Source organism: Sinorhizobium sp. NFACC03, assembly GCF_900103435.1.
In the GTDB taxonomy this organism is placed as follows: Bacteria; Pseudomonadota; Alphaproteobacteria; order Rhizobiales; family Rhizobiaceae; genus Ensifer.
Genome location: NZ_FMXF01000003.1, coordinates 1 through 21818 on the forward strand (window position 1 = coordinate 1; position 21818 = coordinate 21818).

Annotated in this window: 21 protein-coding genes; 10 read left to right on the forward strand and 11 right to left on the reverse strand. The window is 63.0% G+C overall.

Annotation, left to right across the window (positions count from 1 at the left end; translation table 11 throughout):
• Window positions 1-351, reverse strand: a 351-nt coding sequence (locus BLU35_RS06935; RefSeq protein ID WP_143032895.1) for an isochorismatase family protein, incomplete at its 3' end; no start/stop codon positions are given.
• Window positions 352-743: 392 nt separating this feature from the next.
• Between BLU35_RS06935 and BLU35_RS06940 the strand changes: the two genes are divergently transcribed.
• From BLU35_RS06940 to BLU35_RS06965, 5 genes are all read left to right on the forward strand, one after another.
• The gene (locus tag BLU35_RS06940; RefSeq protein WP_093232491.1) at window positions 744-1259 is read left to right on the forward strand and encodes a BA14K family protein; all 516 of its coding nucleotides are present in this window, start codon (window positions 744-746) and stop codon (window positions 1257-1259) included.
• A gap of 93 nt (window positions 1260-1352) precedes the next feature.
• Window positions 1353-1742, forward strand: coding sequence for a MerR family transcriptional regulator (locus tag BLU35_RS06945; RefSeq protein WP_210185117.1), 390 nt, complete (start codon window positions 1353-1355; stop codon window positions 1740-1742).
• A 98-nt stretch (window positions 1743-1840) separates the two neighbouring features.
• Complete coding sequence (locus BLU35_RS35910) at window positions 1841-2527, forward strand: hypothetical protein (protein WP_210185118.1); 687 nt, start codon at window positions 1841-1843, stop codon at window positions 2525-2527.
• Between the two features lie 412 nt (window positions 2528-2939).
• Window positions 2940-4253 carry an MFS transporter gene (locus tag BLU35_RS06955; protein WP_093232493.1) on the forward strand — a complete coding sequence of 438 codons (1314 nt, stop codon included), beginning with the start codon at window positions 2940-2942 and terminating at the stop codon, window positions 4251-4253.
• 661 nt (window positions 4254-4914) lie between these two features.
• The gene (locus tag BLU35_RS06965) at window positions 4915-6498 is read left to right on the forward strand and encodes a Na+/H+ antiporter (RefSeq protein ID WP_093232495.1); all 1584 of its coding nucleotides are present in this window, start codon (window positions 4915-4917) and stop codon (window positions 6496-6498) included.
• A gap of 59 nt (window positions 6499-6557) precedes the next feature.
• Here BLU35_RS06965 and BLU35_RS06970 read toward each other — a convergent pair whose 3' ends face one another.
• The 3 genes from BLU35_RS06970 to BLU35_RS06980 form a co-directional block, all read right to left on the reverse strand.
• The gene (locus BLU35_RS06970; protein ID WP_057255194.1) at window positions 6558-6824 is read right to left on the reverse strand and encodes a DUF2277 domain-containing protein; all 267 of its coding nucleotides are present in this window, start codon (window positions 6822-6824) and stop codon (window positions 6558-6560) included.
• Between the two features lie 105 nt (window positions 6825-6929).
• Entirely contained in the window at window positions 6930-8249 is a 1320-nt protein-coding gene (locus tag BLU35_RS06975) for a DUF2778 domain-containing protein (RefSeq protein WP_286161450.1), read from the reverse strand.
• A 255-nt stretch (window positions 8250-8504) separates the two neighbouring features.
• Window positions 8505-9395: a LysR family transcriptional regulator gene (locus BLU35_RS06980; protein WP_093232496.1), complete on the reverse strand. Its 891-nt coding sequence runs from the start codon at window positions 9393-9395 to the stop codon at window positions 8505-8507.
• A gap of 97 nt (window positions 9396-9492) precedes the next feature.
• Here BLU35_RS06980 and BLU35_RS06985 point away from each other — a divergent pair, with 97 nt between their 5' ends.
• Entirely contained in the window at window positions 9493-10242 is a 750-nt protein-coding gene (locus BLU35_RS06985) for a sulfite exporter TauE/SafE family protein (protein ID WP_093232497.1), read from the forward strand.
• A 115-nt stretch (window positions 10243-10357) separates the two neighbouring features.
• Here the strand turns inward: BLU35_RS06985 and BLU35_RS06995 are convergent, their stop codons facing one another.
• The 3 genes from BLU35_RS06995 to BLU35_RS07005 all read right to left on the reverse strand — a co-directional run bounded on the left by BLU35_RS06995 (window position 10358) and on the right by BLU35_RS07005 (window position 14671).
• A complete protein-coding gene (locus BLU35_RS06995; RefSeq protein ID WP_176907151.1) occupies window positions 10358-12220 on the reverse strand; it encodes an adenylate/guanylate cyclase domain-containing protein in 1863 nt (620 codons plus the stop codon).
• 224 nt (window positions 12221-12444) lie between these two features.
• Window positions 12445-13629 carry a glycoside hydrolase family 5 protein gene (locus BLU35_RS07000; protein WP_093232499.1) on the reverse strand — a complete coding sequence of 395 codons (1185 nt, stop codon included), beginning with the start codon at window positions 13627-13629 and terminating at the stop codon, window positions 12445-12447.
• A 151-nt stretch (window positions 13630-13780) separates the two neighbouring features.
• A complete protein-coding gene (locus tag BLU35_RS07005; RefSeq protein ID WP_093232500.1) occupies window positions 13781-14671 on the reverse strand; it encodes a LysR family transcriptional regulator in 891 nt (296 codons plus the stop codon).
• A 104-nt stretch (window positions 14672-14775) separates the two neighbouring features.
• On the opposite strand from BLU35_RS07005, the gene BLU35_RS07010 reads away from it, so the two are divergent.
• The 4 genes from BLU35_RS07010 to BLU35_RS07025 all read left to right on the forward strand — a co-directional run bounded on the left by BLU35_RS07010 (window position 14776) and on the right by BLU35_RS07025 (window position 17695).
• Window positions 14776-15390, forward strand: a complete 615-nt coding sequence (locus tag BLU35_RS07010) for a nitroreductase family protein (protein WP_093232501.1) — start codon at window positions 14776-14778, stop codon at window positions 15388-15390.
• Window positions 15387-16241, forward strand: a complete 855-nt coding sequence (locus BLU35_RS07015; protein WP_093232502.1) for an EamA family transporter — start codon at window positions 15387-15389, stop codon at window positions 16239-16241. Before BLU35_RS07010 ends, BLU35_RS07015 begins: the two co-directional genes overlap by 4 nt.
• Before the next feature lie 62 nt (window positions 16242-16303).
• Window positions 16304-17323: a 2-dehydropantoate 2-reductase gene (locus BLU35_RS07020; RefSeq protein WP_199536466.1), complete on the forward strand. Its 1020-nt coding sequence runs from the start codon at window positions 16304-16306 to the stop codon at window positions 17321-17323.
• A 12-nt stretch (window positions 17324-17335) separates the two neighbouring features.
• Window positions 17336-17695 (forward strand): TonB-dependent receptor, encoded by a 360-nt coding sequence (locus BLU35_RS07025; protein WP_093232504.1) that lies wholly within the window; start codon window positions 17336-17338, stop codon window positions 17693-17695.
• Window positions 17696-17793: 98 nt separating this feature from the next.
• On the opposite strand, the gene BLU35_RS07030 is transcribed toward BLU35_RS07025, so the two are convergent.
• The 4 genes from BLU35_RS07030 to BLU35_RS35575 form a co-directional block, all read right to left on the reverse strand.
• The gene (locus BLU35_RS07030) at window positions 17794-19236 is read right to left on the reverse strand and encodes a TRAP transporter large permease (RefSeq protein WP_093232505.1); all 1443 of its coding nucleotides are present in this window, start codon (window positions 19234-19236) and stop codon (window positions 17794-17796) included.
• Window positions 19233-19748 carry a TRAP transporter small permease gene (locus tag BLU35_RS07035; RefSeq protein WP_093232506.1) on the reverse strand — a complete coding sequence of 172 codons (516 nt, stop codon included), beginning with the start codon at window positions 19746-19748 and terminating at the stop codon, window positions 19233-19235. Before BLU35_RS07035 ends, BLU35_RS07030 begins: the two co-directional genes overlap by 4 nt.
• 66 nt (window positions 19749-19814) lie before the next feature.
• Entirely contained in the window at window positions 19815-20828 is a 1014-nt protein-coding gene (locus BLU35_RS07040; RefSeq protein ID WP_286161451.1) for a TRAP transporter substrate-binding protein, read from the reverse strand.
• Between the two features lie 227 nt (window positions 20829-21055).
• Window positions 21056-21454, reverse strand: coding sequence for a hypothetical protein (locus tag BLU35_RS35575; protein WP_176907153.1), 399 nt, complete (start codon window positions 21452-21454; stop codon window positions 21056-21058).
• Between the last annotated feature and the right edge of the window lie 364 nt (window positions 21455-21818).

Below are 21818 nucleotides of genomic sequence, written 5' to 3' on the forward strand. Positions count from 1 at the left end.
GGTCCACAGCCCGGAGACGACGATTTTCTTGCGGCCGTTGGCGGCATTTTGGGCCAGGGCATCGCGGACGTTCTGATCGTCCCAGGAATTCATCGAGGTGCGTTCGAGAATGTCGTTTTCCGGGAAGACGGCGAGCAGTTCGGGATAGGTGTGGCCGGAGAAGGACCCGGTTTCGACGGTGGTGATGGTCGTTGGAATGTTGAAGACCTTTGCGGCCTTGGCGAGACCGACGACGTTGTTCTTCAGCACCTGCCGATCGATCGACTGAACGCCGAAGGCCATCTGCGGCTGCTGGTCGATGAAGATCAGCTGGCTGTTCTGGGGGGTCAGGACTTCGAGTTTGCTGGACATGGACTTTCTCCTCTTTGAGCTGGTTGGCAAGCGGGGCGTCGGTGCCCGGTCTTGGTCGGTCTGGGGTGAACTGGTTTGGTGAGAACAGGTGTAGCCGACCGGGTTGCGCTGCTGAATTGCAATAATGATTTCGATTGAATTGCGTAAAATGAAATAATTGGTGATTGCGGGTTTGTGTATCCGCCAACGGTCAAGGGCGGCAGCCGACCGGGCGTGGAGATGCCGGCGACCCGATCCGTCGTGTGCGGCCAAGCGGATGCCGCGTGCGGTTGTTCGAAAGAGGCGCATCGGGGTGCGCGCCATACCCGGCGCCGCGCGCCGTCAAAACGCAGTGCTTCTGCGCCCTTTCCGATGTATACTTCAGGACAAGCGGGGAAAATGGAGGTAAGCCAATGAACAGGCTAACGATCATTGCCTTGTCCATGGCGTCGGCGCTGACCAGCGTTTCGCCAGCCATGGCATTTCCCACAGCAGCGGACGTCCCGAAGATCGAGACGACGCAAGCGCAACTGGTTCAGTACAGACGATACGGTGGCGGTTACCGCGGTGGTTACCGCGGCGGTTACCGCGGTGGTTACGGTGGCGGTTACCATCACGGGCACGGTGGCGGCGACGATTGGGCCTGGGCGCTCGGCGGACTGGCCGTCGGTACGATCATCGGTGGCGCGCTGGCGCAGCCCTATTATGGCTCGGGCTACTACGATCAGGGCTATTATAACCAAGGCTATTACGGCGGCCCGACCTACTATCGACCGCGTTATTATGCGCCACGCTATTACCGGCAGACCTATTATGGCGGCAACGCGCATACGAGCTGGTGCTATGCCCGCTACCGGTCCTACAGGGCTTACGACGACACGTTCCAGCCCTATCACGGTCCGCGGCAGATTTGCATCTCGCCCTACTGACGGGTCTTAGGCCTTCGAGAGAAGGCCAACACTTGACGAACATAGGCCTATTCCCTAAATCTACACCCAACGTCAGGTTTAGGTGAGTGCCATTTGTCGTCCCTCATGCAGATCGGAGAACTGTCGGAACGTGCAGGCGTCAGCCACCGCACGATCCACTATTATGAGCGCCTCGGGCTGGTGACACCGGCCGAGCGCGAGGGCACGGGTTATCGCTACTACGACGAAGTTGCCGTCAAACGGCTGGAAAAGATCGCCGCACTCAAGCGTCTCGGCCTGAGCCTCGACGAAGTCGCCGCGGTCATCGACCTCTATTTCGAGGATGCAAGCGGCATCAAGAGCAAGGAAAGGGTACTGGAAATCCTGCAGGCCCAGCTCGTCAACGCCAATGCCCAGCTTGATGAACTCTCAGCATTCAAACGCGACCTGGAATCAAACATTACCCGCATGCAAGAGCTGATCGCGCAAGCGAGGCGGACCTAGAGCAGGGCCGGCGGGGATAATTGCGTCGGAAATCTACACTTGACGTCAAGTTACCTATTGCCTCACCCGATCTCCAAGCCAACCGAAGGAGTTTTGACATGCCTCGCATACAGCCCCTCATTGTGCTCGCTGCTCTCGGTCTCGTCTTCTCGCCAACCACGGCCAGCATTACGCTTGCGGAAACTCAGAAGGGAAAGTCCATGGCAACGCTTTCGGCGCAGCCCGTGGCGGCCGTCATCAAGGCAGTCATGCCGGTCGGCTACGATGAAGTCGCTCGACGCCCTGTCACTCTGGATGGCCAAGGTGCCGAACTTGTGCGTTATCAGCGAACGGACGGCCGCAACGGGGCACTCGGTAGCGAGCATTTCAGCACCGTCATCGCCGCGGATGGCCGGCTCAAGGGCTTCGCTCGCATCGACGGCGCTCTGGTTGGCGGTCAACTGCCGACGCGCGAGGAAACGCAGGCGATCGCCATGGATTTCCTGCGCGACGCGGCGCCCGATCTCCTGCCGGTGCTGAAGATCAGCTGGATCGAACGCCATGATGAGCCGCTACGGGTCGCCCGCAATGGGCGCACGGAAGACCTGACCCTGACGGGCATGAAAGTCAAAATGCGGAATACGGTCGATGGTCTCTGGATGTGGGTCATCGTCGGCGCGGACCGCAAGGTCATGGTGTTTGAGCGCGACATCAGCTGGATCACATTCCCGGGCCATCGCGGCACGGAGAAGTGGCTTCACGACTCGTGGCTCGTCGAAAACGGACACGATGTTGACCGAGGCTGACCGTCGTCCTCGCGGGGAGCACCTGCCGGAAGGGCGTTCCTGATCCGGCTGCCTGAACCAGAGGGTAGCCGGCGGCGGCGATATCGGAGTTGATCCACAGCAGGTCGCGAACGAGGTCGATAAGGAGCGCGTTGCCTTTCGCATCGGCCGCCGCTTCGATGCGCTCGCGACCAAGATGCCGGCTGACAACCTCATCCTTCAGTTAAGAGCGCGAAACCGGTCTCTAATGACGATCTTTCCGTGTGTGATGTCCGCGCGGATACAACTTCGGATTTCTTTCGAAAGATTCTTTGCAAGGCGGCGCAAACCGTCTTTGTCGCGGTACAGCCGATCCGATGCCGCTTCGGGGGCCGCTGTTCAAGTTCGATCTGCCGACGTAGTGTCCGCGCATTGATTTCTAAGGCAGGACGGAATGACGACGATCACGATGAACGAAGCGCTCGACCGCGCCGGCACGGGACCCTATCAGTACCGCTTGATTGGCATCTTCGGCTTGGTCTGGGCGGCCGATGCCATGCAGGTTCTTGCCGTTGGCTTCACGGCAGCCTCCATCGCCGCGACGTTCGGTTTGACGGTTCCGCAGGCACTCCAGACCGGTACCCTGTTCTTTCTCGGCATGCTGATCGGAGCGATTGGTTTTGGTCGGCTTGCCGATCGCATCGGTCGCCGGCGGGTGCTGATCGTCACCGTGGCCTGCGATGCCATCTTCGGCATGCTGTCGATCCTCGCACCCAGCTTCGGCGTCCTTTTGTTCCTGCGTTTCCTCACGGGCGCTGCAGTCGGCGGTACCCTGCCGGTCGACTACGCCATGATGTCGGAGTTCCTGCCCGCCCGAAGCCGCGGCCGCTGGCTCGTCATGCTCGAAGGGTTCTGGGCCGTGGGAACGCTGATCGTGGCGGTGGCGGCATGGCTCGTTGCGCTCGCGGAATTCACGGACGCATGGCGCTACATTTTCGCGGTCACGGCCATCCCGGCGGTGCTCGGCCTCGGACTGCGCTTCCTCGTTCCGGAGTCGCCGCTCTATCTGCTTCGTGCGGGCAAGGCTGCCGAGGCAAAAGCCATCGTCAACCGGATGCTCGTCGCCAATCGTCACCCTCAGCTCGAAACGACCGTATCGATCGCGCTTCCTGCGGCCTCACCGAGCGCCGGCATCTTCTCTGGGGATCTGCGCCGCCGCAGTCTTCTGATCTTGGCCGTGTGGTTCCTCGTCTCGGTGTCCTACTACGGCGTCTTCACCTGGATGCCGCCGCGGCTCGCGGGTGAAGGCTTCGGCTTCGTCCGCGGTTATGGTTTTCTCGTTCTCATCGCTTTGGCGCAAATCCCGGGCTACGCGCTCGCCGCCTATGGCGTCGAGACATGGGGACGCCGGCCGACGCTGGTCGGCTTTTGTCTTCTCTCCGCCTTGAGCTGCCTGCTTTTCGTCGTGGCAGATGGGGCGGCGGTCATTGCAGCGTCACTGCTCGTCATGAGTTTTGCGCTGCTCGGCACCTGGGGTGCGCTCTATGCCTATACGCCGGAGCTCTATCCGACGGAGTCGCGGGCAACCGGAATGGGCGCGGCGGGCGGCATGGCACGCCTCGGCGGTCTGCTCGCCCCTTCCTTGATCGGCATTCTGGTGGTCCAGAGCTTCGGGCTTGCAATCGGCACCTTTGCCGGTTTGTTGCTGGTGGCTGCGATCGCGGCCTGCCTGATCGATGCGGAAACCCGTCTTGCGTCGCTTGCGTGAGGGTCCGCGGACGAACGCGTCCATCTCTCCGGTGAAAAGGGCACTAATCACAGAGCTGACGAAATGACAGATCTACCAAGGTGTTGCGGCAAGATCGGCCTGTGCACAACCGGTGGATAGAATGCGGACAACTCGGGTAGCGATGACGCCGGGCTTTCTGATCGAGAAAACCGCTCTAGCATGCACATGCGGCCGATCCCACGGTCGCTAGTGTAGCAGCTATATCATCGGGACCGGTGCATGGCGCCGGTCCCGATCCTCTATCCAGAGCTTTTTCGGCCGCAGGCGCCGTTCCGCCATCTTTTGCAACACGCCGCGCTGACCGGGTGCGGGTGAGGGCCCCCGCTTGGGCCTGCTCGTGTGCGGTGCACGCATAGCTGCATTGCATAATAATTGTTTTCCAGATGGTCAAAAATCAGGCATAAAGCACACAGCTGATGCACATGGCGGTTCTCCTCCCAATACCGCCGCAGCAGCTGTTCCCCTCTGGAGGTTTATTGACCTTCACACCTTATGGGCCGCGGTCTTCCGTCGGCCCTTTTTTCTTTTCTGGCCGCGCCTCTTTTCTCGGCTCAAACCGCGCTGTTGATGCGCCGCGCCAATTGCGTTTCGGCAAAGCGCGTTCTGTAATGCCCTCGTCCTGGAGGGGGAGGCAGAGCGCGTGGAACCGACACATTTGTTCGAGCTGGTGATTGGCATGTTTGTGGCCATCATCGCGCTGCACTTTGTCGCCGACAGGTTCGGGTCACCGCCTTCCGTCGCACTGCTGGCCGGCGGCGCACTGCTTGCCTTCGTGCCGGGCCTGCCGGCGATCGCGGTGGATCCCGATCTGGTGCTCGTCATTTTCCTGCCGCCGCTGCTGCTCGACGGCGCATGGACGATCGCCGTCGGTCGGCTGCACCGGCATCTGATCGGCATCGCCTCGCTGGCGATCGGTGCGGTGTTCTTCACCTGTGCCGTGGTCGCCGTGGTCACGCATCTGCTTTTCCCCTCGCTCCCCTGGGCCGCCTGCGCGGCGCTTGGGGCGATTGTGTCGCCGCCCGACGCGGTCTCGGCCCGTGCCGTGTTGCAGCGTGTGCGGCTGCCTCGGCGGCTGCAAATACTGCTCGAGGGGGAAAGCCTGCTCAACGACGCGAGCGGCCTTGTGCTCTTTCGTTTCGCGATTGCCGCCGGCGTCACCGGGGCCTTCAGCGCGAGCGAGGCGGTCGGCAGCTTTTTCGTGCTGGCCATCGGCGGCGCCCTTGTCGGTACCGCCATCGGCACGGCCTGGGTCCTGCTCGCGCGCCGTCTTGGCGACGAATACTTGATCATCGCGGCCACGGCCCTGCTATCCTGGACTTCCTACCTGCTCGGCGAGTTCCTGCATGTTTCAGGCGTCATTGCCACCGTCACCACCGGCCTGATCGCAAGCTGGCACCAGCACACCGTGCTCACGGCGGCCACACGCATGCGCGGCTCGTCGTTCTGGACCGTCATCGTCTTCCTGATGGAGGCCGCCGTCTTCATTCTGATCGGCCTGTCGCTTCGCGGCGTCGTCGAGCGCGGAGGCGGCTTCGATGTCGTCGCCGCCACCATGTGGTGGCCAATCCTAACAATTCTCGTGGCGCTCTCCGTCGCGCGCTTTGCCTGGGTGTTTGGCTCGGATTTCGCCATCCGCCTCGGAAACGCCCTTGGGATGGAGCGCTATCGGCCGCTTGGGGCACGCGCGGCAACGGTGGTCTCCTGGGCAGGTGTGCGCGGTGTTGTCACGCTGGCCTTGGCCCTCAGCATACCGGAGGGCTTTCCCGGTCGCGACTTCATCCTCGTGACGTCCTTTGCCGTCATCCTGGGGACCGTGCTCGTCCAGGGCACCACGCTCGGGCGGGTGATCGCATGGGCGGGGCTCGTCGAGCCACCATCGGAAAAGGCGCGCCTCAGCATGAGCCAGGCCGAGGCGGCCATGGCGCAGGCGCAACTCGTGACCATTCAGAGCCACGCCTATGATGACGGAGGCACCCTCATCCATCCGCAACTGCTCGACAGGTATCAGCGCCGGGCGGTGTCGATCGTCGATTATGCCGAGCGCACGGAGCACTACACGCCCATTCTTCATGCCCACTTCGACGTCGTGCTCGAAGCGGTCGCAACCGGACGGCGCGAACTCATCCGGCTTCATCGCGCCGGCGAGATCGACGACGAGACGCTGCATGAATTGGAACGCGACCTCGACCTTGAAGAATTGAGTGCGCTCGCCGCCAAGGCGTGAGGAGCGCTCCCACGGGGTAGGGAACAAAGCACGTCGGCTATTGCTGACGCTACATTGTCTCAGGCAAACCGGATCGCGTTCCTAGCGCGTGCCTTGGCCGCTTCTTCTTCGCGGTTGCGCGGCGGCTGTGATGTTTCCAGTGAATAGAGCAATTCCCGGGCGCAGGCCGCGATCGAATTGACGGCGTGCTCGAAGGCCGCCTCGTTGCGCTTGGCCGGTTTGGTTGTTCCGCTCAGTTTGCGCACGAACTGCAACGCGGCGTCATGGATCTCCGCATCCGTCGCCGGCGGCTCGAAATTGAACAGGGGTTTTATGTTTCGGCACATGACGGGCTCCCGGTCCTCTTCATCTCGCTCCTGTAGAGGTCCGGATCTTAATGCCCGTTCCCCATTGGCGGAAGACCTTTGCCGTCCTTCCCTCGGACGTCCCCGTCAGGAGTTCCTGCCGTTCGATGCCAAGCGCATGCCGGCCGCGCGTCCGCCGTTCGGCACCACGACAATCTGCTTGACCTTGCCTTGTTTGAAGGCGGTCAGGAAACGCGGATAGTCGGCGAAGGCGACGCAGCCATGGGATTCCGCGCGCTTGCCGCGCAGCAGGTAGCTGTGGGTCAGGAAGCCGTCGCGGCCGTGTTTGTTCTTTCCGTCGATCGGCAGCATGCGGATCGCCTCGACCCCATGGAAGCGCGTCTCGCGCATCTTGAGATTGTAGGTGTGCGGCGGGGTCGGCCCCGTCATCTTGACATCCGCGTAGCGCGGATTGTCGGCCATCTTGCCAATGCCGGAATGGGCCTCGAGCACGCTGCCATCGGGCATGTAGACCTTGGCAGCTGTGATGTCGTAGACGGCGACGCCATTTCCTGCCTTCGCTCCGCTACCGAAGATGTTGCGCAGCGCCTGGCCGAAGCCGGTGCCGGAACTGTTCTCCGTCGGATCTTCCGGCCGGGCATAGGCGAGCTTCGGCTTTGCCGGCGTTTCGCGTTCGTCGGTCTTCCCGGTCTCTTCGGCCTTTGGCGCCGCCTCGGCTTCGGCCTGCTTGGTCGCAGGTTTCTCGGTTTCGGTAACAGGCTTCTGCACTTGTTCTGTGCGCGGGCGGAACTGCGGCATGGGACCGACAGACGGCGTGTCCTCATGGCTCGGCAGTGCGGCCGTGTCGTCAGCCGCGTCCGGTTCCGGCTGTTCGGCAAGATCGTCCTCGACAGGCGCGGTCAGCACGGCGGAAAACGCGCTGCCTTCTACATGGCTCTGAGAGGGGGTGGCATAGGCGAGCTGGACCGCCGGCTTGTCACCGAAACCGCTGGTCATCGGGGCGAAGCGTTCCGACGCGGGCACGCTCATCGTTGCGGCCTGGTGGCGAGATTGCGGGGAAGCGGAAGGGGCGGAATTGCTGGCGAGCTTTTCCGACGCCAATACCGCTTGCTTCACCGCCGCCGCAAGGCGTGCGCTCTTGCCGAGCATTTCGGCATCTTTCGGGAATTCAAGATCGCGCGCGAATCTCGCTTCGCTGGGCGTCAGGCTTGCGACCGTGGCCGGCTGCGCCGCAGCGGCCGCGACGAGCCGCGTCGCCTGGTTGACCCTGGCGTGTTTGTCCCAGGCGCGCTCCTTTGTCTTCTCGGCCAAATGGATCTGCGGTTTGGGCAGCAGGCGGCCCGAACCATGCGTGAAGGAACTGTTCATCGCGACCATACCGACGAGCGACCACGCAGCCGCGCCGACAAGAGCGGTGCCGCAGCAAGTGATCAGCAATGGACGCAACAGACGATTCAAAGACTGTGGGCGAATGATCTTACTCAACAACGCAAATCAAGCCAGAAATTCACGCAAAAGGCCCTCAGGCCGGCGAGCGACCACCGCTGCGCGACTTCCGGATTGTCCCCTTCTTGACGACTGATGGACAAAAGATGGAGAAGTATGGTTAAATTTTGCTTTCCAAGCGGCGAAAATCAGCATTTTTTCGACGCTCGCCTCAAATCAGCGAGCGAGCCTGCTCGTAGAGGTGGCTAAGGCGCTTCAGGGCCGTCCACTGCGTGCGAGATGCTCGAACAGGCTAAGCGCGGGCGGCGTCAATTGTCCGTCACTGCGGATGCACACCGACAGCCGCCGCACGGCCCATTTTTCCTGAAGGCGAATGACAGCGATCTGAGTGGGCCGGCGGCATCGGCGGGCCGCTTTTTCCGGCACGATGCCGACCCCCACGCCAGCGCCGGCCATGCGGCAGATATCATCGAAGGTGCGCAGTTTCACGCGCAGCTTGAGCTTGGCGCCGACCTTGGCCGCCTGCCCCTCGATGTGATCCTGCAAGGCGCCGCCCGCCAGGCCGATGAAGCGTTCATCGAGAAGGTCGGCGAAGCGGACCTGCGTTCTCTCGACGATCGGATGGTCGTGCCGGGCCACCACGACGAGCCGATCGGTTGCGAAGGGGCTGAGCACCAAGCCGTTTGTCTCCACCGCGTCCGAAAGAATGCCGATCTCGGCGAAGCCGGCAGCGACGCTCCTAGCGATCTCGATGCTTTGCCGCTCCTTCAGGTCGATGTCGATCTGCGGGTTGGCTGCCATCCAGGCCGCGAGCCGTTCAGGAATGAACTCGGTCATCGCTGCCGTGTTGGCGAGGACGCGAACGGTGGCGCGCATCCCCTTCGCATAGGCTCCCAGTTCACTGCGCATCTGCACCGTCTGGCGGATGATCGTGCGCGCATGGTGGACGAGCGCCTCGCCCGCCTCCGTCGGAGTGACACCGCGTCGCCCCCGCGTGAGCAGGGTAACGTCGCCCGCCGCCTCCATGGCGCGCAGCCGTTCGCTTGCCGCCGGAAGGGAAAGCCCAGCCTCCAGCGCGCCATGGGTGATGCTGCTGGCATCCACGACGGCGAGAAACAGGCGAAGGTCATTGAGGTCGAAGGGCATTCAGCAAGGATAATCGACAAACAGCCTTCGGGCCAGCCGAAGTCTGGGATCGGGACTTCCGCATTGTCTATGCCGCCGAACCGGTTATGCCGGCCACATGTTCGATGCGTCGTATTCTTTTCTGTTGGCCGTGGCCGCGACATTTTTCGTCGCCGGCCTCGTCAAGGGCGTGACCGGAATGGGCCTGCCGACCGTGGCGATGGGCGTGCTGGGTGCGCTCATTTCACCGGTCGCGGCGGCAACTCTGTTGGTTGTTCCGTCCTTCGTGACCAACGTCTGGCAGCTTCTGGCGGGACCCGGCATCCTGTCGCTCGCGCGAAGGTTCTGGCCGATGATGCTGGCGATTGTCGCCGGAACGCTGCTGGGCTCCGCATGGCTGGTGAGTGGGGACACACGGCTGACCACCGCCGCGCTTGGGGCCGCGCTCGTCATCTATTCCGGCTACGCGCTGCTTGCGCGGCCGTTCCCCATTGCTGAGCGACAGGAACGGTGGCTCTCGCCGATTGTCGGAATGCTGACCGGCGTGGCGACCGGCTGCACCGGGGTCTTCGTCATTCCCGCCGTGCCCTATCTGCAGGCCCTTGGTCTTGGGAAAAACGACCTCGTGCAGGCGCTGGGACTTTCCTTCACTGTTTCGACCATCGCATTGGCGGCCGGGCTTGGCGCCCAGGGTATCTTTCAGGCTGAAACCCTTGCATTTTCCGTGATTGCGGTCGTGCCCGCGCTTCTCGGAATGTGGGTGGGGCAATGGTTGCGCGGCAGAGTGGGCGCGCAGGCGTTCCGCCGCGGCTTCCTGTTCTGCCTGTTCCTCTTGGGCGCGGAGATGGCTCTGAGACCCGTGTTTTGAAACCGAGGCATGGTTGACTTGCCGGGCCCCACGTCGTGCCGCTTATCCCGCCCCACTGCATGTTTCCTTTAATCGTAGCCGGTTAAAGGACAAAAACATGCAGCGATTCAAAGTGCTACAGCGACCTTTGCGCGTCTGATAAGACGCGCGGCGCTGTAGTCGGCAACCGGTAGATTTCGGTCTGTTCCGTCCGACCGGAAAGGCAGTGTTTGCCAAGCGGCGCGAGGTCGGAGCGGCCTTCGGTCAGGAAATCGACGGTTTCACCGCTCAGGAGAACGACGATCTCTTCGCTCGGCGCCACCGACTTGCCGAGCTGCTCGATGCGGTTGCAGACGTTCACCGCATCGCCGACGATCGTATAGGCGGACCGCCCGCTCATGCCGATATTGCCCGAGACGACCGGACCGGAATGGACGCCGATGCGCACCCTGAGGGGAGCTAGCCCCTGCCGGCGCCGGTCCGCATTGTCCTTGGCGACCGCAAGCGCAATGGCGCGGGCCGCGCGCATGGCGCGATCGGCATGATCCGGCTGGTCGTCCGGAGCACCCCAAAACGCCATCACGCAATCGCCGATGAACTTGTCGATCGTGCCGCCCTCGTCCTCGATGCATTGGCCGAGCAGATCGAAATGCCTGTTCAGGAGCGCGGCGACTTCGGCAGCCGTGGTCTTTTCGGCCGTGGCGGTGAAATCGACCACGTCGGTAAACATGATGGTCACCGTTCGCTGCGTCGAGACGAGATCTCCGCTTCCCAGCAGATGGCGCACCAGTTTCTTCGGCACGTAGGTTTCGAGCCAGCGCAGCCCGGTCAACATCGTATTGTAGGCGCGCGCCTGTTCGTTCAACTCCGTGAACAGGCTGCCGGGCAGGGGGTGAAGAGCCGCGAAGTCGAGCATGCCAACGGCACGGACCTCACGCGCCATGCTGGTGACCGGGCGAACGATCAGACGGCTGACGACCCATGCGATGACGATCGCCGCGAGAAGCACCACGAGACCGGCCACGCCGGCACGCAGCAGATCCGAAATCGGCTTCTCCAGGGATTCGATCGGTACCTCGACGCCGACGACAAGAGGAGCGGGTGCGTAGCCGCTGACCTCGCGGGTGAGAATGACACGACCCTTGTCCCCCACTTCCACGACACGAGCCTCCAGCGCCGAGTCGTGGAAGGTCTCGGGTTCCCCGTCCCACAATGCGGCGAGGAACGGATCGCCAAGTTCGCTAAGCTTCGGCAGTCGGTGCTCTGCGGACAGGAGCGGATGGCCCGATGCCATCATCGGATGGGCGAGCACTTGGTCGCGGCCGTAAAGGACGAAGGGCGTCGTCCCGGGATTCGAGACGGCGATCTGGCGCAGGAAGTCCGAAATGGCATCGACCGTGATCGTTGCCCTGAAGACGCCGGCAAACTGGTCGCCGGCGCTTGCCGGCTGCTGCAGGTTTGTGACCGACGTGCGTATCGCCGGATCTGGAACGAAGTAGACCGGCCCCCATTCGGCCTCGCCGCTACGGCGCGCCTCGTCGATCTCCGTACGCTCGTTGTCGGTCCTGATCGTGTCCGCGAAGGAAAAGACGCCCTTGGGGCCCTGGGTCACACCGAAGATTTCGCCATTTGGCTTGACGAAGGAGAGCACGCGCACCTGCGGGGTCGCCGCGAGCGCGCCGGTCATCACCCGCTCCAGGGCCAGCGTGTCCGCCGGATCGAGGCGCCCGGCGCCGACTTCCTTTGCCAGGAACGCCAGCTGGTCCTCAACCGGGGCGAAGCGGCTGCCGATTTTCGTCTGGACGGCGTCGAGGCCAAGATGGGCCGATTGGGCGAGCAATTCGCGCGTAGCACCGGCCGACATGTACCACACGACGGAGAGGATGACGGCGGCTGTTAGAGCCACCAGTGCCGCCATCACGATCGCCAGCGTGCGCGACAGGGAGATGGTTCGCTTTCGTGTGTCGGCGTCGGCCGCCCCGGTTGTCTGCAAAGACATGCCCCAAGTTGGAAACGGCGCCACATACGTCATGGCGCTCGTAAGGATGATAGTTCTTCTAACGATTCCTGCCCTTTTTCCAAGCAGACCGGGGTCCGGTTGGATAGGCGAAGGCTGCCACGTGATGTGCATCGCAATCGAGCGCTTTTGTGACGCCCGCGCGGAAAGCAGTCACGCCTGACGGCCGGCACGCCCCGGCTCCAGGGCGTTGCGGCGGGACGCGGTCACTGATCCTCGGCGAGCCGCCGGCTGATGGGCGCGAACTCCGGTGTCGACTTGCGCGGCGTCGTGTCGCGCTCATTGGCTTCCATCTGCTGCCAATATTTCCAGCCCACGGTCTTCGAGCCGAGCTCGTAGTCCATGCCATCCCAGGCATCTTCTCGGAAGCTGTAGAAAGCCCAGTGCAGATCGTCCTTGTCGAGCGCGGTCAACACGTCCTCGAGATAGGTCTTGCAGCCCGCCCAGCGCCGCATGCAGCCAAATTCGCCGGCGACGAGACGGTTGAGCGGCACGCCCTTGTCCTTGGCCCATTGTACAGGCTTTGCGAGATAAGCGGCCGCCCGCGCTCGGTCCCAGGTCTCTTCGCCTTCGCCAAAGGGCACCTTGCCAGGATAGGCATAGGGCTTGTCGCGCTTGATGTTAGGCGCACTGGTCGCCGCATAGGGTTCGTACATGTGAAAGCTGTAGAGCACCTTCTGGTCCGTGAGCCCCGATGGCCAGTAGGAAAACGCATCGGCTGCCGCATACCAGCCGGCATCCGCCATCACAGGCGTTGCCGGATCGACCTCGCGAATGGCGGCGATGACGGTCTCATAGAAGGCTTTGAGATCCGAAGCGCTGCCTTGTTTGCCGTCGTACCAGGCCTGCATCGCCTGCGGATCGGCATGCTCGGCAAGGCCATTGTTCTTTTCCGGTGCCGGTTCGTTGACGATGTTGTAGGCGGCAACCGCCGGATGGTCCTTCAGTTCGCGCGCCAGATCCTGCCAGAAGCGCGCGGCCTCGTTCCACCATGCCTTGTCCTGCCAGAGCCGGCCGTCGAACTTGTTGCCGTTGTTCTGGGCCCAGCGCATGCCCGGCATTGACAGCGGCGCGATGACCACCTTGAGGCCCGCCTTGTCGGCGTCGTCGAGCGTCTGTCTGAGCGTCTTCAGATCGGCGACAGGAATACCGTCGTATTTGTCCGCGTTGCCGATCAGGTAGTCGCGTTTTGCCGGTTTCCACTTGTCGTAGGAAAGGCGCACCCAGGTGGCGCCGTAGCCTGCCAGCGCCTTGAAATAGGCCTCGTCCGGCGGCAGCCGGTTGAAGCTGTTGCCGCCATGCTGGGGCTTGTCCCAGAACGTCATGAGATCGGCGGCATCTGCCGAGCCGGCGAGGCTGACAGCAAAGAGGGTGGCGGCAATCAGGCGCATGAATCGGTCCTTCGGGCTCTGGTTTAAGTGCCGGTAACCTACTGGCGGATCGCATCGCCGGTGTTCCCCAGGGAACAGTGCCAGATTTTGTCGGCTTGCAACGGTTCGATCGAACGCCCGTCAAGCGGCGCGGCATGGGCGAGGCGCATGATTACGGGCGGCTGAATACTTCGGCGAGAAAATCAAGAAACGCCCGGATCTTCGGCGCGACGTGCTGCCGGGAAGGATAGATGGCGTAGAGCGTGGTTTCGACCGTCTCCCAGTCGGGAAGCGCGCGTTGCAATCGGCCGTTTTTCAGATCGTCCTCCACATAGGGACGGGGTATCAGGCTCAGCCCGAAGCCGGCGCGCAGTGCATCGCGCACGGCAAGGCTCGATGTTACCGAATAGCGAGCCTTTACGGCCACTTTCTCCGTTCGACTGCCCTTTCGGAACTCCCATAGATCCGCATGTCCCGAGAGACTGAAGCGGACACAGTTGTGCGATTTCAGGTCGGCGGGCTCCAGCGGTTCGCCACGGGCCACGAAATAGGCGGGCGCCGCGCAGACGACGTGCGGCATGGCCGCGAGTTTTCTGGCGATCAGGCTTGAATCCTCCAGCTTGTCGCTGCCGCGAATGGCGAGATCGAATCCCTCCCGGACAATATCGACGCGCCTGTCATCGAGATGCAGGTCGAGCTTGAGGTCCGGGTAGCGGGACAGGAACTCGGGGATGACGGATGAAAGCCGCATCAGCGTCACGGTCATCGGCGCGGCGACGCGCAACGTCCCGCCCGGCGTCTGCCGGACGGGCGAGAGTGCTGCGTCGGCATCCTTCAATGCATCCAGTCCGCGCACGAGATGCTCGAGATAGAGGTTCCCCTCGTCCGTCAGCGCCATGCGTCGCGTGGTCCGGTTGATGAGCCGCGCGCCGACGCTGGCTTCTAGCTCGGCAACGTTCTTGCTGATCGCGGCCGGCGATAGGCCGAGCCTGCGCCCCGCCTCCGCGAAGCTGCCGAGTTCGGCCACATGGCGGAAGACCTGGAGGGCAGTGTAGCGATCCACGATAATTTTCCATTGGTGAATGATGTCTTATGAATTGGCAATATTATCAATGACAGGTGAATTCAATACGGTCGGTCCGACAGACACACGATCGGATCGGAAGAATGACACATCCCATGATCGCCCTCATCGAACAGCGCGTGTCCGCCAATCGTTTCGATGCGACTCATGTGCTGGCGGATGCGGAAATCGAGCAACTGGTGTGTCTCGCGACCCGCGCGCCAACGGCCTACAATCTTCAGAACTGGCGGTTCATCGCCGTGCGCACGCCGGAAGGAAAATCCAGGCTGCGCAATGTGGCGCACGGGCAAGCCAAGGTCTCGGAAGCTGCCGTGACTTTCATTGTCTGCGGCATCCTGCCCGATCACCAGACGCTGCCTGCAAGGCTGCGCCCGTTCGTCGACACCGGTTACATGCAAACCGAAATGGTCTCCGGTTGGCAGGAGGCTGTGCGCACCCAATATGCCGACGTCAAGGTTGCCCGCGATGAGGCCATGCGTTCGGCCAGTCTCGGCACCGCGACCTTGATCTATGCCGCCGAGGCTTTGGGATTGGCGACGGGCCCTATGGGCGGGTTCGATGCCGAGGGCGTTGCCCGGGAGTTCAACCTTGGGTCGGACGAATTGCCGGCAATGCTTCTTGCCGTCGGCCGTGCCGTTCCCGGAAACTGGCCGCAAAAGCCCCGCAGGCCGCTTGGCGAGGTTCTTCACTTCTCATGAAAACAGACGTTTCCGATATCGCCTTGACGGCGATTGCCCCCGTCATCTGGGGCAGCACCTATATCGTTGCCACCGAGTTCCTGCATGGCTTCTCGCCGCTGACGGTCGCCCTGTTGCGAGCATTACCGGCCGGGTTGCTGCTCCTCATGATCGTCCGGCGACTGCCGCGCGGCATCTGGTGGTTTCGTGCCTTTGCGCTCGGAGCTCTCAACATCTCGATCTTTCTGAGCATGCTGTTCGTCGCGGCCTACCGCCTTCCGGGCGGCGTCGCGGCAACCGTCGCGGCGGTCCAGCCTTTGATCGTCGTTTTCATCGCAGCGCTCCTCCTGAAGGCGCCGATCCGTCCGGTGTCGCTCGTCGCGGCCATTGTCGGCATTATCGGCGTCGCGCTGCTGGTGTTGACGCCGCAAGCCGCGCTCGACGAAATCGGCATTGCCGCAGGCCTCGCCGGCGCCGTTTCCATGGCCTTCGGCAACGTCCTGGCGCGAAAATGGAAGTCGCCGGAATCGCTGCTCACATCCACGGCATGGCAACTGACGGCCGGTGGCTTGCTTCTCGTCCCCGTCGCCCTTGCCTTCGAGCCGGCGGTGCCGTTCCCGACCGTTCCCAACCTGCTTGCTCTCGCCTGGCTCAGCCTGATCGGCGCGGCGCTGACCTATGTTCTCTGGTTTCGCGGCATCGCACGGCTGGAATCGGCGGCGGTGTCGGCACTTCTCTTCCTGAGCCCGCTGACGGCTGTCCTGCTCGGATGGGTGTTCCTGGGTCAGTCTTTGAGTGTGCTCCAGATTGTCGGCGTCCTTCTGGTCATCGGCAGCATCTGGCTCAGCCAACGCGGTTACGCTCGATCGTAAACGGCACGTTGGAATGCGAGGATCCCGGCCTATACTCCCTGGCATGCGGAGGGGCGGGTGTTGTGAAAATCGGAGTGTTCGGTGCCGGCGCGGTCGGCGGTTTTGTCGGCGGCTGCCTTTTGGCCGGTGGCGCAGAGGTGATCTTTGTCGGTCGGGCGGCGCGTGGTGCCGCTTGGCGAAAGGACGGATTGCGCCTGACCGATCTGGATGGGCGTGACGATTTCGTCGCGCCCGAGCGGATCGTTTACTCCGATACGGCTTCCTCCCTGGCGGATTGCGATCTCGTTCTCCTGACGGTGAAATCCGGGCAGACGGCGGGTGCCGCGACAGAGCTCTCCTCGGTGCTACGCCCCGGCATCCCGGTCCTCAGCCTGCAGAACGGTGTGAGCAACAGCGTCACCCTGCAGACCTTGCTGCCGTCCGCAAAGATCCTGCGCGGCATGGTTCCCTTCAACGTGACGACCCCCGGCCCCGCCCATCTGCATCGTGCGACGGAAGGCAATATTGCCGTCGAGCACGACCCGCTGACGGCTGCAGCCGCACCGTTCTTCACGGCAGCGGGACTGGCTTTCGACCTGCGCGGCGACATGGAGGCGGTGCAATGGGCGAAGCTGCTGATGAACCTCAACAACGCAATCAATGCGCTCTCCGGATTGCCCCTGCGCGCGCAGCTCCAGACACGGGGCTTTCGCCTCTGCCTGGCGCTCGCCCAGCGGGAGGCATTGGCGCTGCTCGCTGCAGAAGGACGCCTTCGACTGGCGCGCCTGACACCGCTGCCACCGGGTTGGTTGCCGTCCGTTCTCAGCCTGCCGGATGCCCTGTTCCGTGCCATTGCCGGTCGCATGCTGAAGATCGACGCCACTGCGCGCTCCTCGATGGCCGACGACCTTGCCGCCGGCCGCTTCCCCGAGGTGGATTGGATCAACGGCGCGGTCGTCGCGCTCGCCACCAAGCTTGGCCGTCGGGCGCCGGTCAATGAGCGGCTTTGCACGCTGGTCAAAGATGCGGCGGCTTCCAGGCGCAAGACATGGGAGGCAGATGCGCTGCTTGCCGAGCTCAGGCAGAGCGTACGCTCAGAATAGAAGGGTACCGGCTTGCGTCTCGTGGGCGCCGGACGTTACCAGGTGCCGCCGGAATACACCGTGGCGCTGACATTGCCGCAGACGTTCCGGGATGATGCGCTGACGGTCGGCGGCAGGATTTCGCGCACCGGTTCGCGCGCGATCGGTCATGGCGACGTCACCGCCCAGGGTGCTTCGCAATTCATCTCGCTCATCGACTGGAGGCCTTACACGCTGGTCGATGCCTTCGCCGAGTACAGGATCAACGAGAGCCTGACCGCGAGCTTCCGGATCGAGAACCTGACGGACGCCTACTATGTCGACCCGTTGAGCCTCGCGCAGCAGCCCGGTCCGGGGCGCACATTCTATGCGTCGCTGAGGGCCGAGTTCTGAGCCTTTCGCCGATCCGCGACACGGCCCCAGATGCCGGGCCATGTCGTGTCAATTGTTGCGAGGCGGCGCGCATGAGCGCCGCCTAGGAACCGGCCCCGTCAATTCAGCAATCGGACCAGCGCCAGCGCAACCCCCGGGGAAACCGTGACGATGACCAGCCTGATGAGGTCGGCGATCACGAACGGCATCACGCCTCGGTAAGTCTGCGCTATCGGCACGTCGGTCGCCAACTTGTTGATGATGAAGACATTGAGGCCGATCGGCGGGGCGGAGAGGCCAATGCCGACGACGATCAGGACGAGAATGCCGAACCAGATGGCGACGTCGTCCGGCGGCATGCCGAGGTCGAGCGTCATGACGATCGGGATGAAGACGGGAAGGGTCAGCAGGATCATCGCCAGCTCGTCCATGACGGCGCCGAGCACGATGTAGATCAGCAGCATGCCGCACACGACGGCGTAGGGCGGCAGCCCGGACTCCCCGATCATCGAGGCGAGCATCATCGGCATCTGGGTCAGCGCCAGGAACGCGCCGAAGACTTCCGCCCCAAGCAGAATCAGGAAGATCATCCCGCTGGTTTCGGCTGTCTGCAGCAGCGCGTTCTTCAAGGCTGCCGGGTTCAGCGTCCGTTGCAGCAGGCCGATCGCGAGCGTCACCGCGGCACCGACCGCAGCACCTTCCGTCGGCGTGAACACCTCGCCATAGATTCCTCCGACGACCGTGACCGCAACGGCGGCGGCGGGTACGACGGCGAAATCCGCGGCGAGCAGAAGCAGGCCGAAGATTGCCAGCAATATCGCACCGACGGTGCCGAGCGAACCCAACAACCAGCCGACGGTGCCGCCGACAAGCAAGACCAGCCCCGCCGGCCGCGCCCAGAACGGACGCTGCGTCTTTGCGACTTCGACGACCGTCACTGGTGGCGCGAGATGGGGCTTGCGCCGCACGACCACGGCAATCGCGATCAGATAGAACGCCGCTGCCAGCAACCCCGGCACCAGGGCGGCCTGGAACAGCTTGGCGATGTTCTGCTCGGCGGTGATTGCATAGATCACCAGGATGACCGAGGGCGGAATGAGGATGCCGAGCGTACCGCCGGCGGCGATGGTGCCGGTTCCAAGCCCGGCATCGACCCGCGCGCGGCGCAGTTCCGGCAGTGCCGCGCGTCCGAAGGTTGCAGTGGTTGCGACCGACGAGCCGCAGATCGCGCCGAAGCCGGTGCAAGCCGCAATCACCGCCATCGGCATTCCGCCCCTGAACCGTCCGAGCCTCCGCTCGGCCACCCGGAACATGGTCGCGGCGATGCCCGATTGTTCGGCAAGCGCGCCCATCAGGATGAAGAGGGGAATGACGGATAGCGTATAGCTGGCAAACTGGCTGTAGGTGTTGGTCTGCAGGTAATAGACCAGCGCGTGCGGGCCGGAGAGATAGGCATAGCCGGCGGCGCCGACTGCCAGCATGGCGAGCGCGATCGGCATTCTGATGGCGATCAGGACCAGCATCGCAGCGAAGCCCAGGCAAGCAATGGCAAAGCCGCTCATCGAGGGCCTCCGATCTTGAGAATGGCGACGGACAAGCCGATGACGGATGCGAGCGCTGCCAGCGCGGCGCAGGTCAGATAGACCGGCCAGATCGGCCAGGGCAGCTGGATCAGCGTCGTTCCGTACAGACGCGCCTCCAGTCCGCCAGTGAGAAGACCCCAGGCGAAGAATGCCAGGCAGGCCGCCAGCACGAGGTCCCAGGCACCATCGATGACCCGCGTGACGCGTGACGGAAGGGCGAGCGTAAAGGTATCGACGGCAATATGGCCGTTGCGCGCCTGGGTGTAGCCGAGGAATGAGAAGATCGCGACACCGATCGCGACCTCGACCAGTTCGTAGTCGGCCGGTACGGGCCGGTTGAAAAGCCAGCGGCCGAGGACGCTGATCGTCACCAATGCGGCTGCGAGGCAGATCAGCGTTCCGCCTATGAGTGCCAATCCTGCCGCAAGCCGCTCAACCTCGCGGCGTCGCGGCACCGTCATGGCAGCCTCGTGTGTTGCTTCTTCCGTCATCCCGGTTCCAAGCTCTCGAATTGTTGGATGGAGCCAAATTCAGGCGCGCTGGGCTCGCAGTCGCGCTCAGGCGTTCGAGTATTTTTGAACGAGCCCGTGCGCCGCTTCGATCAGTGCCTTGCCGTCGAGATCCTTGGCCTTCATGGCCTCGATCCACTTGTCGTGGACAGGCTTGGTTGCCGCGACCCATTTCGCTTTTTCGTCCTCGGAAATCGCGCTGATCGATCCGCTTCCGGATGCTTCGATCGCGGCCCGCACTTCGGCGCCGACGCTGTCCCACATTTCGCCGGCCTTCTTGGCGAAGGTCATGCCGCTGTTGGCGTCCAGCACCGCCTTCAGATCGGCCGGCAGCGCCTCATACTTGCCCTTGTTCATCGCGAGGAAGAAGGTCGCGGTGTAGAGCGTCGGCGAGCCCGGAATTTCCGTATGGAACTTGGTGAGTTCATTGACCTTGATGGACGGTACCACTTCCCACGGGATGACGCAGCCGTCGATCGCCCGTTGGGCCAGCGCTTCCGGAACTTGCGGAACAGGCATGCCGACTGGTGTTGCGCCCAGTGCCGCCAGCGCCTCACCGGCAAGCCGGGTCGGATTGCGTAGCTTCAGGCCGGCCAGATCGGCGCTGGATTTCACCTCCTTGTTGGTGTGGATCAGTCCATGATCGTGCGCCCAGAAGCACAGAAGCTGCGTGTCGCCGGTCTCTTTCAGGACATGCGTCTGTCCGTATTCCTGGCACGCCTGTGCGTTGACGGTGGCCTCTTTCGCGGCGACGAAAGGAAGCTCGAACACCTCGGTGGAGGGGAAGCGCCCAGGCGTGTTGCCGGGCAGGGTCCAGACGATATCGACGACGCCGTTGGCCGCCTGATCGTAAAGCTGCGGCGGCTTTCCGCCGAGCTGCATGGCCGGAAAGATGTCGACCTTGAGCGCGCCCTTGCTCTGCTCCTCCAGGGTTTTTGCCCATGGAGTCAACAGCCGCTGGTGGACGTTGGACGCCGGCGGCAGGAAGTGGTGCAGCTTCAGCGTAACTGCGCTCTGGGCGCGCGCGGCACCCGTTCGCAAGATGAGAGGCGCCGCAAGCATGGCACCACCGGCTTTAATAAGGCTCCGTCGGTTCAGTATCATAGATCCCTCCCATTGATCAGTGTCGCTCCACCCGGAAACAGGGCATGCCTGTGCCGCTCCACGTCAATTCAAATGACGGCGATCCGACTGTGATGCAGGCCCTCCTCGGCGGCTTGAATCTTCCTCTCGCTCCTCATCGGGAATATTCAATCCATTAACATGTTAAGTTTATTTTGAACCGACTGTCAAGCGAGGTCGCGCGAGGCGGCCGGGCGCCGATTAGGCCGTCCACGCAGCGGCTCTGGGCGGCCGATCGCCGGCTGTCCGCGAAAGTGATTTTGTCCCCCACGCCAATCGGTGTGGGGGAGGCGTTGCTGGAAACTGTTCGAACTGGAGTTGCTCGACGAATTGGAACTGCTGTTCGAGCTGGAGTTCCGCGAGGAGTTCGACGAGCTATTGGAACTGCGGTTGGAACTCCAGCTTCCGCGTCCATCGTCGTTCCGGCTGTAGCGCGCGTGGCTTGATTTGCCGTTGCCGGTCGCCTTCTGCAGGAAGCGGGTGACCGGGTCGTCGGCGATGGCAGGTGCAGGTGCTGCCGCGCCAACCACCAGGAATGCACTCAGAACTGCGAGAACCTTTTTCATGATGTTTCTCCAATGAAAGAACGCAAGGGGCAAAACGCCTTGAACCGGCGGCTTTTCCTTGGGTTCGGTTCGGTTTTGATCGGCATTGGCGCCGATCAGCTCAATCGTCTCTGTCCGCTGGACCGGTTGTTTTCCCGTCCTTCGGTTCTCGAACCATTCTCCAATGCGTGATCCTGATGCCGTGTCTGGCTTCGGTCACAGAGTGGCGTTCGGCTCCCGGTTGAGGCGGTTTCATCGCACGCTCTGCCGTCGGTGGGAGCCGCGGTAACCGGTTTGGCGGTGGCCGCGAGCCTCGTGGCGGTGCGACGAAGAGCGAGAGCTTGCCGCACCGACAACCGGCCTTGTTCCGGGCAAACCGAGCCCG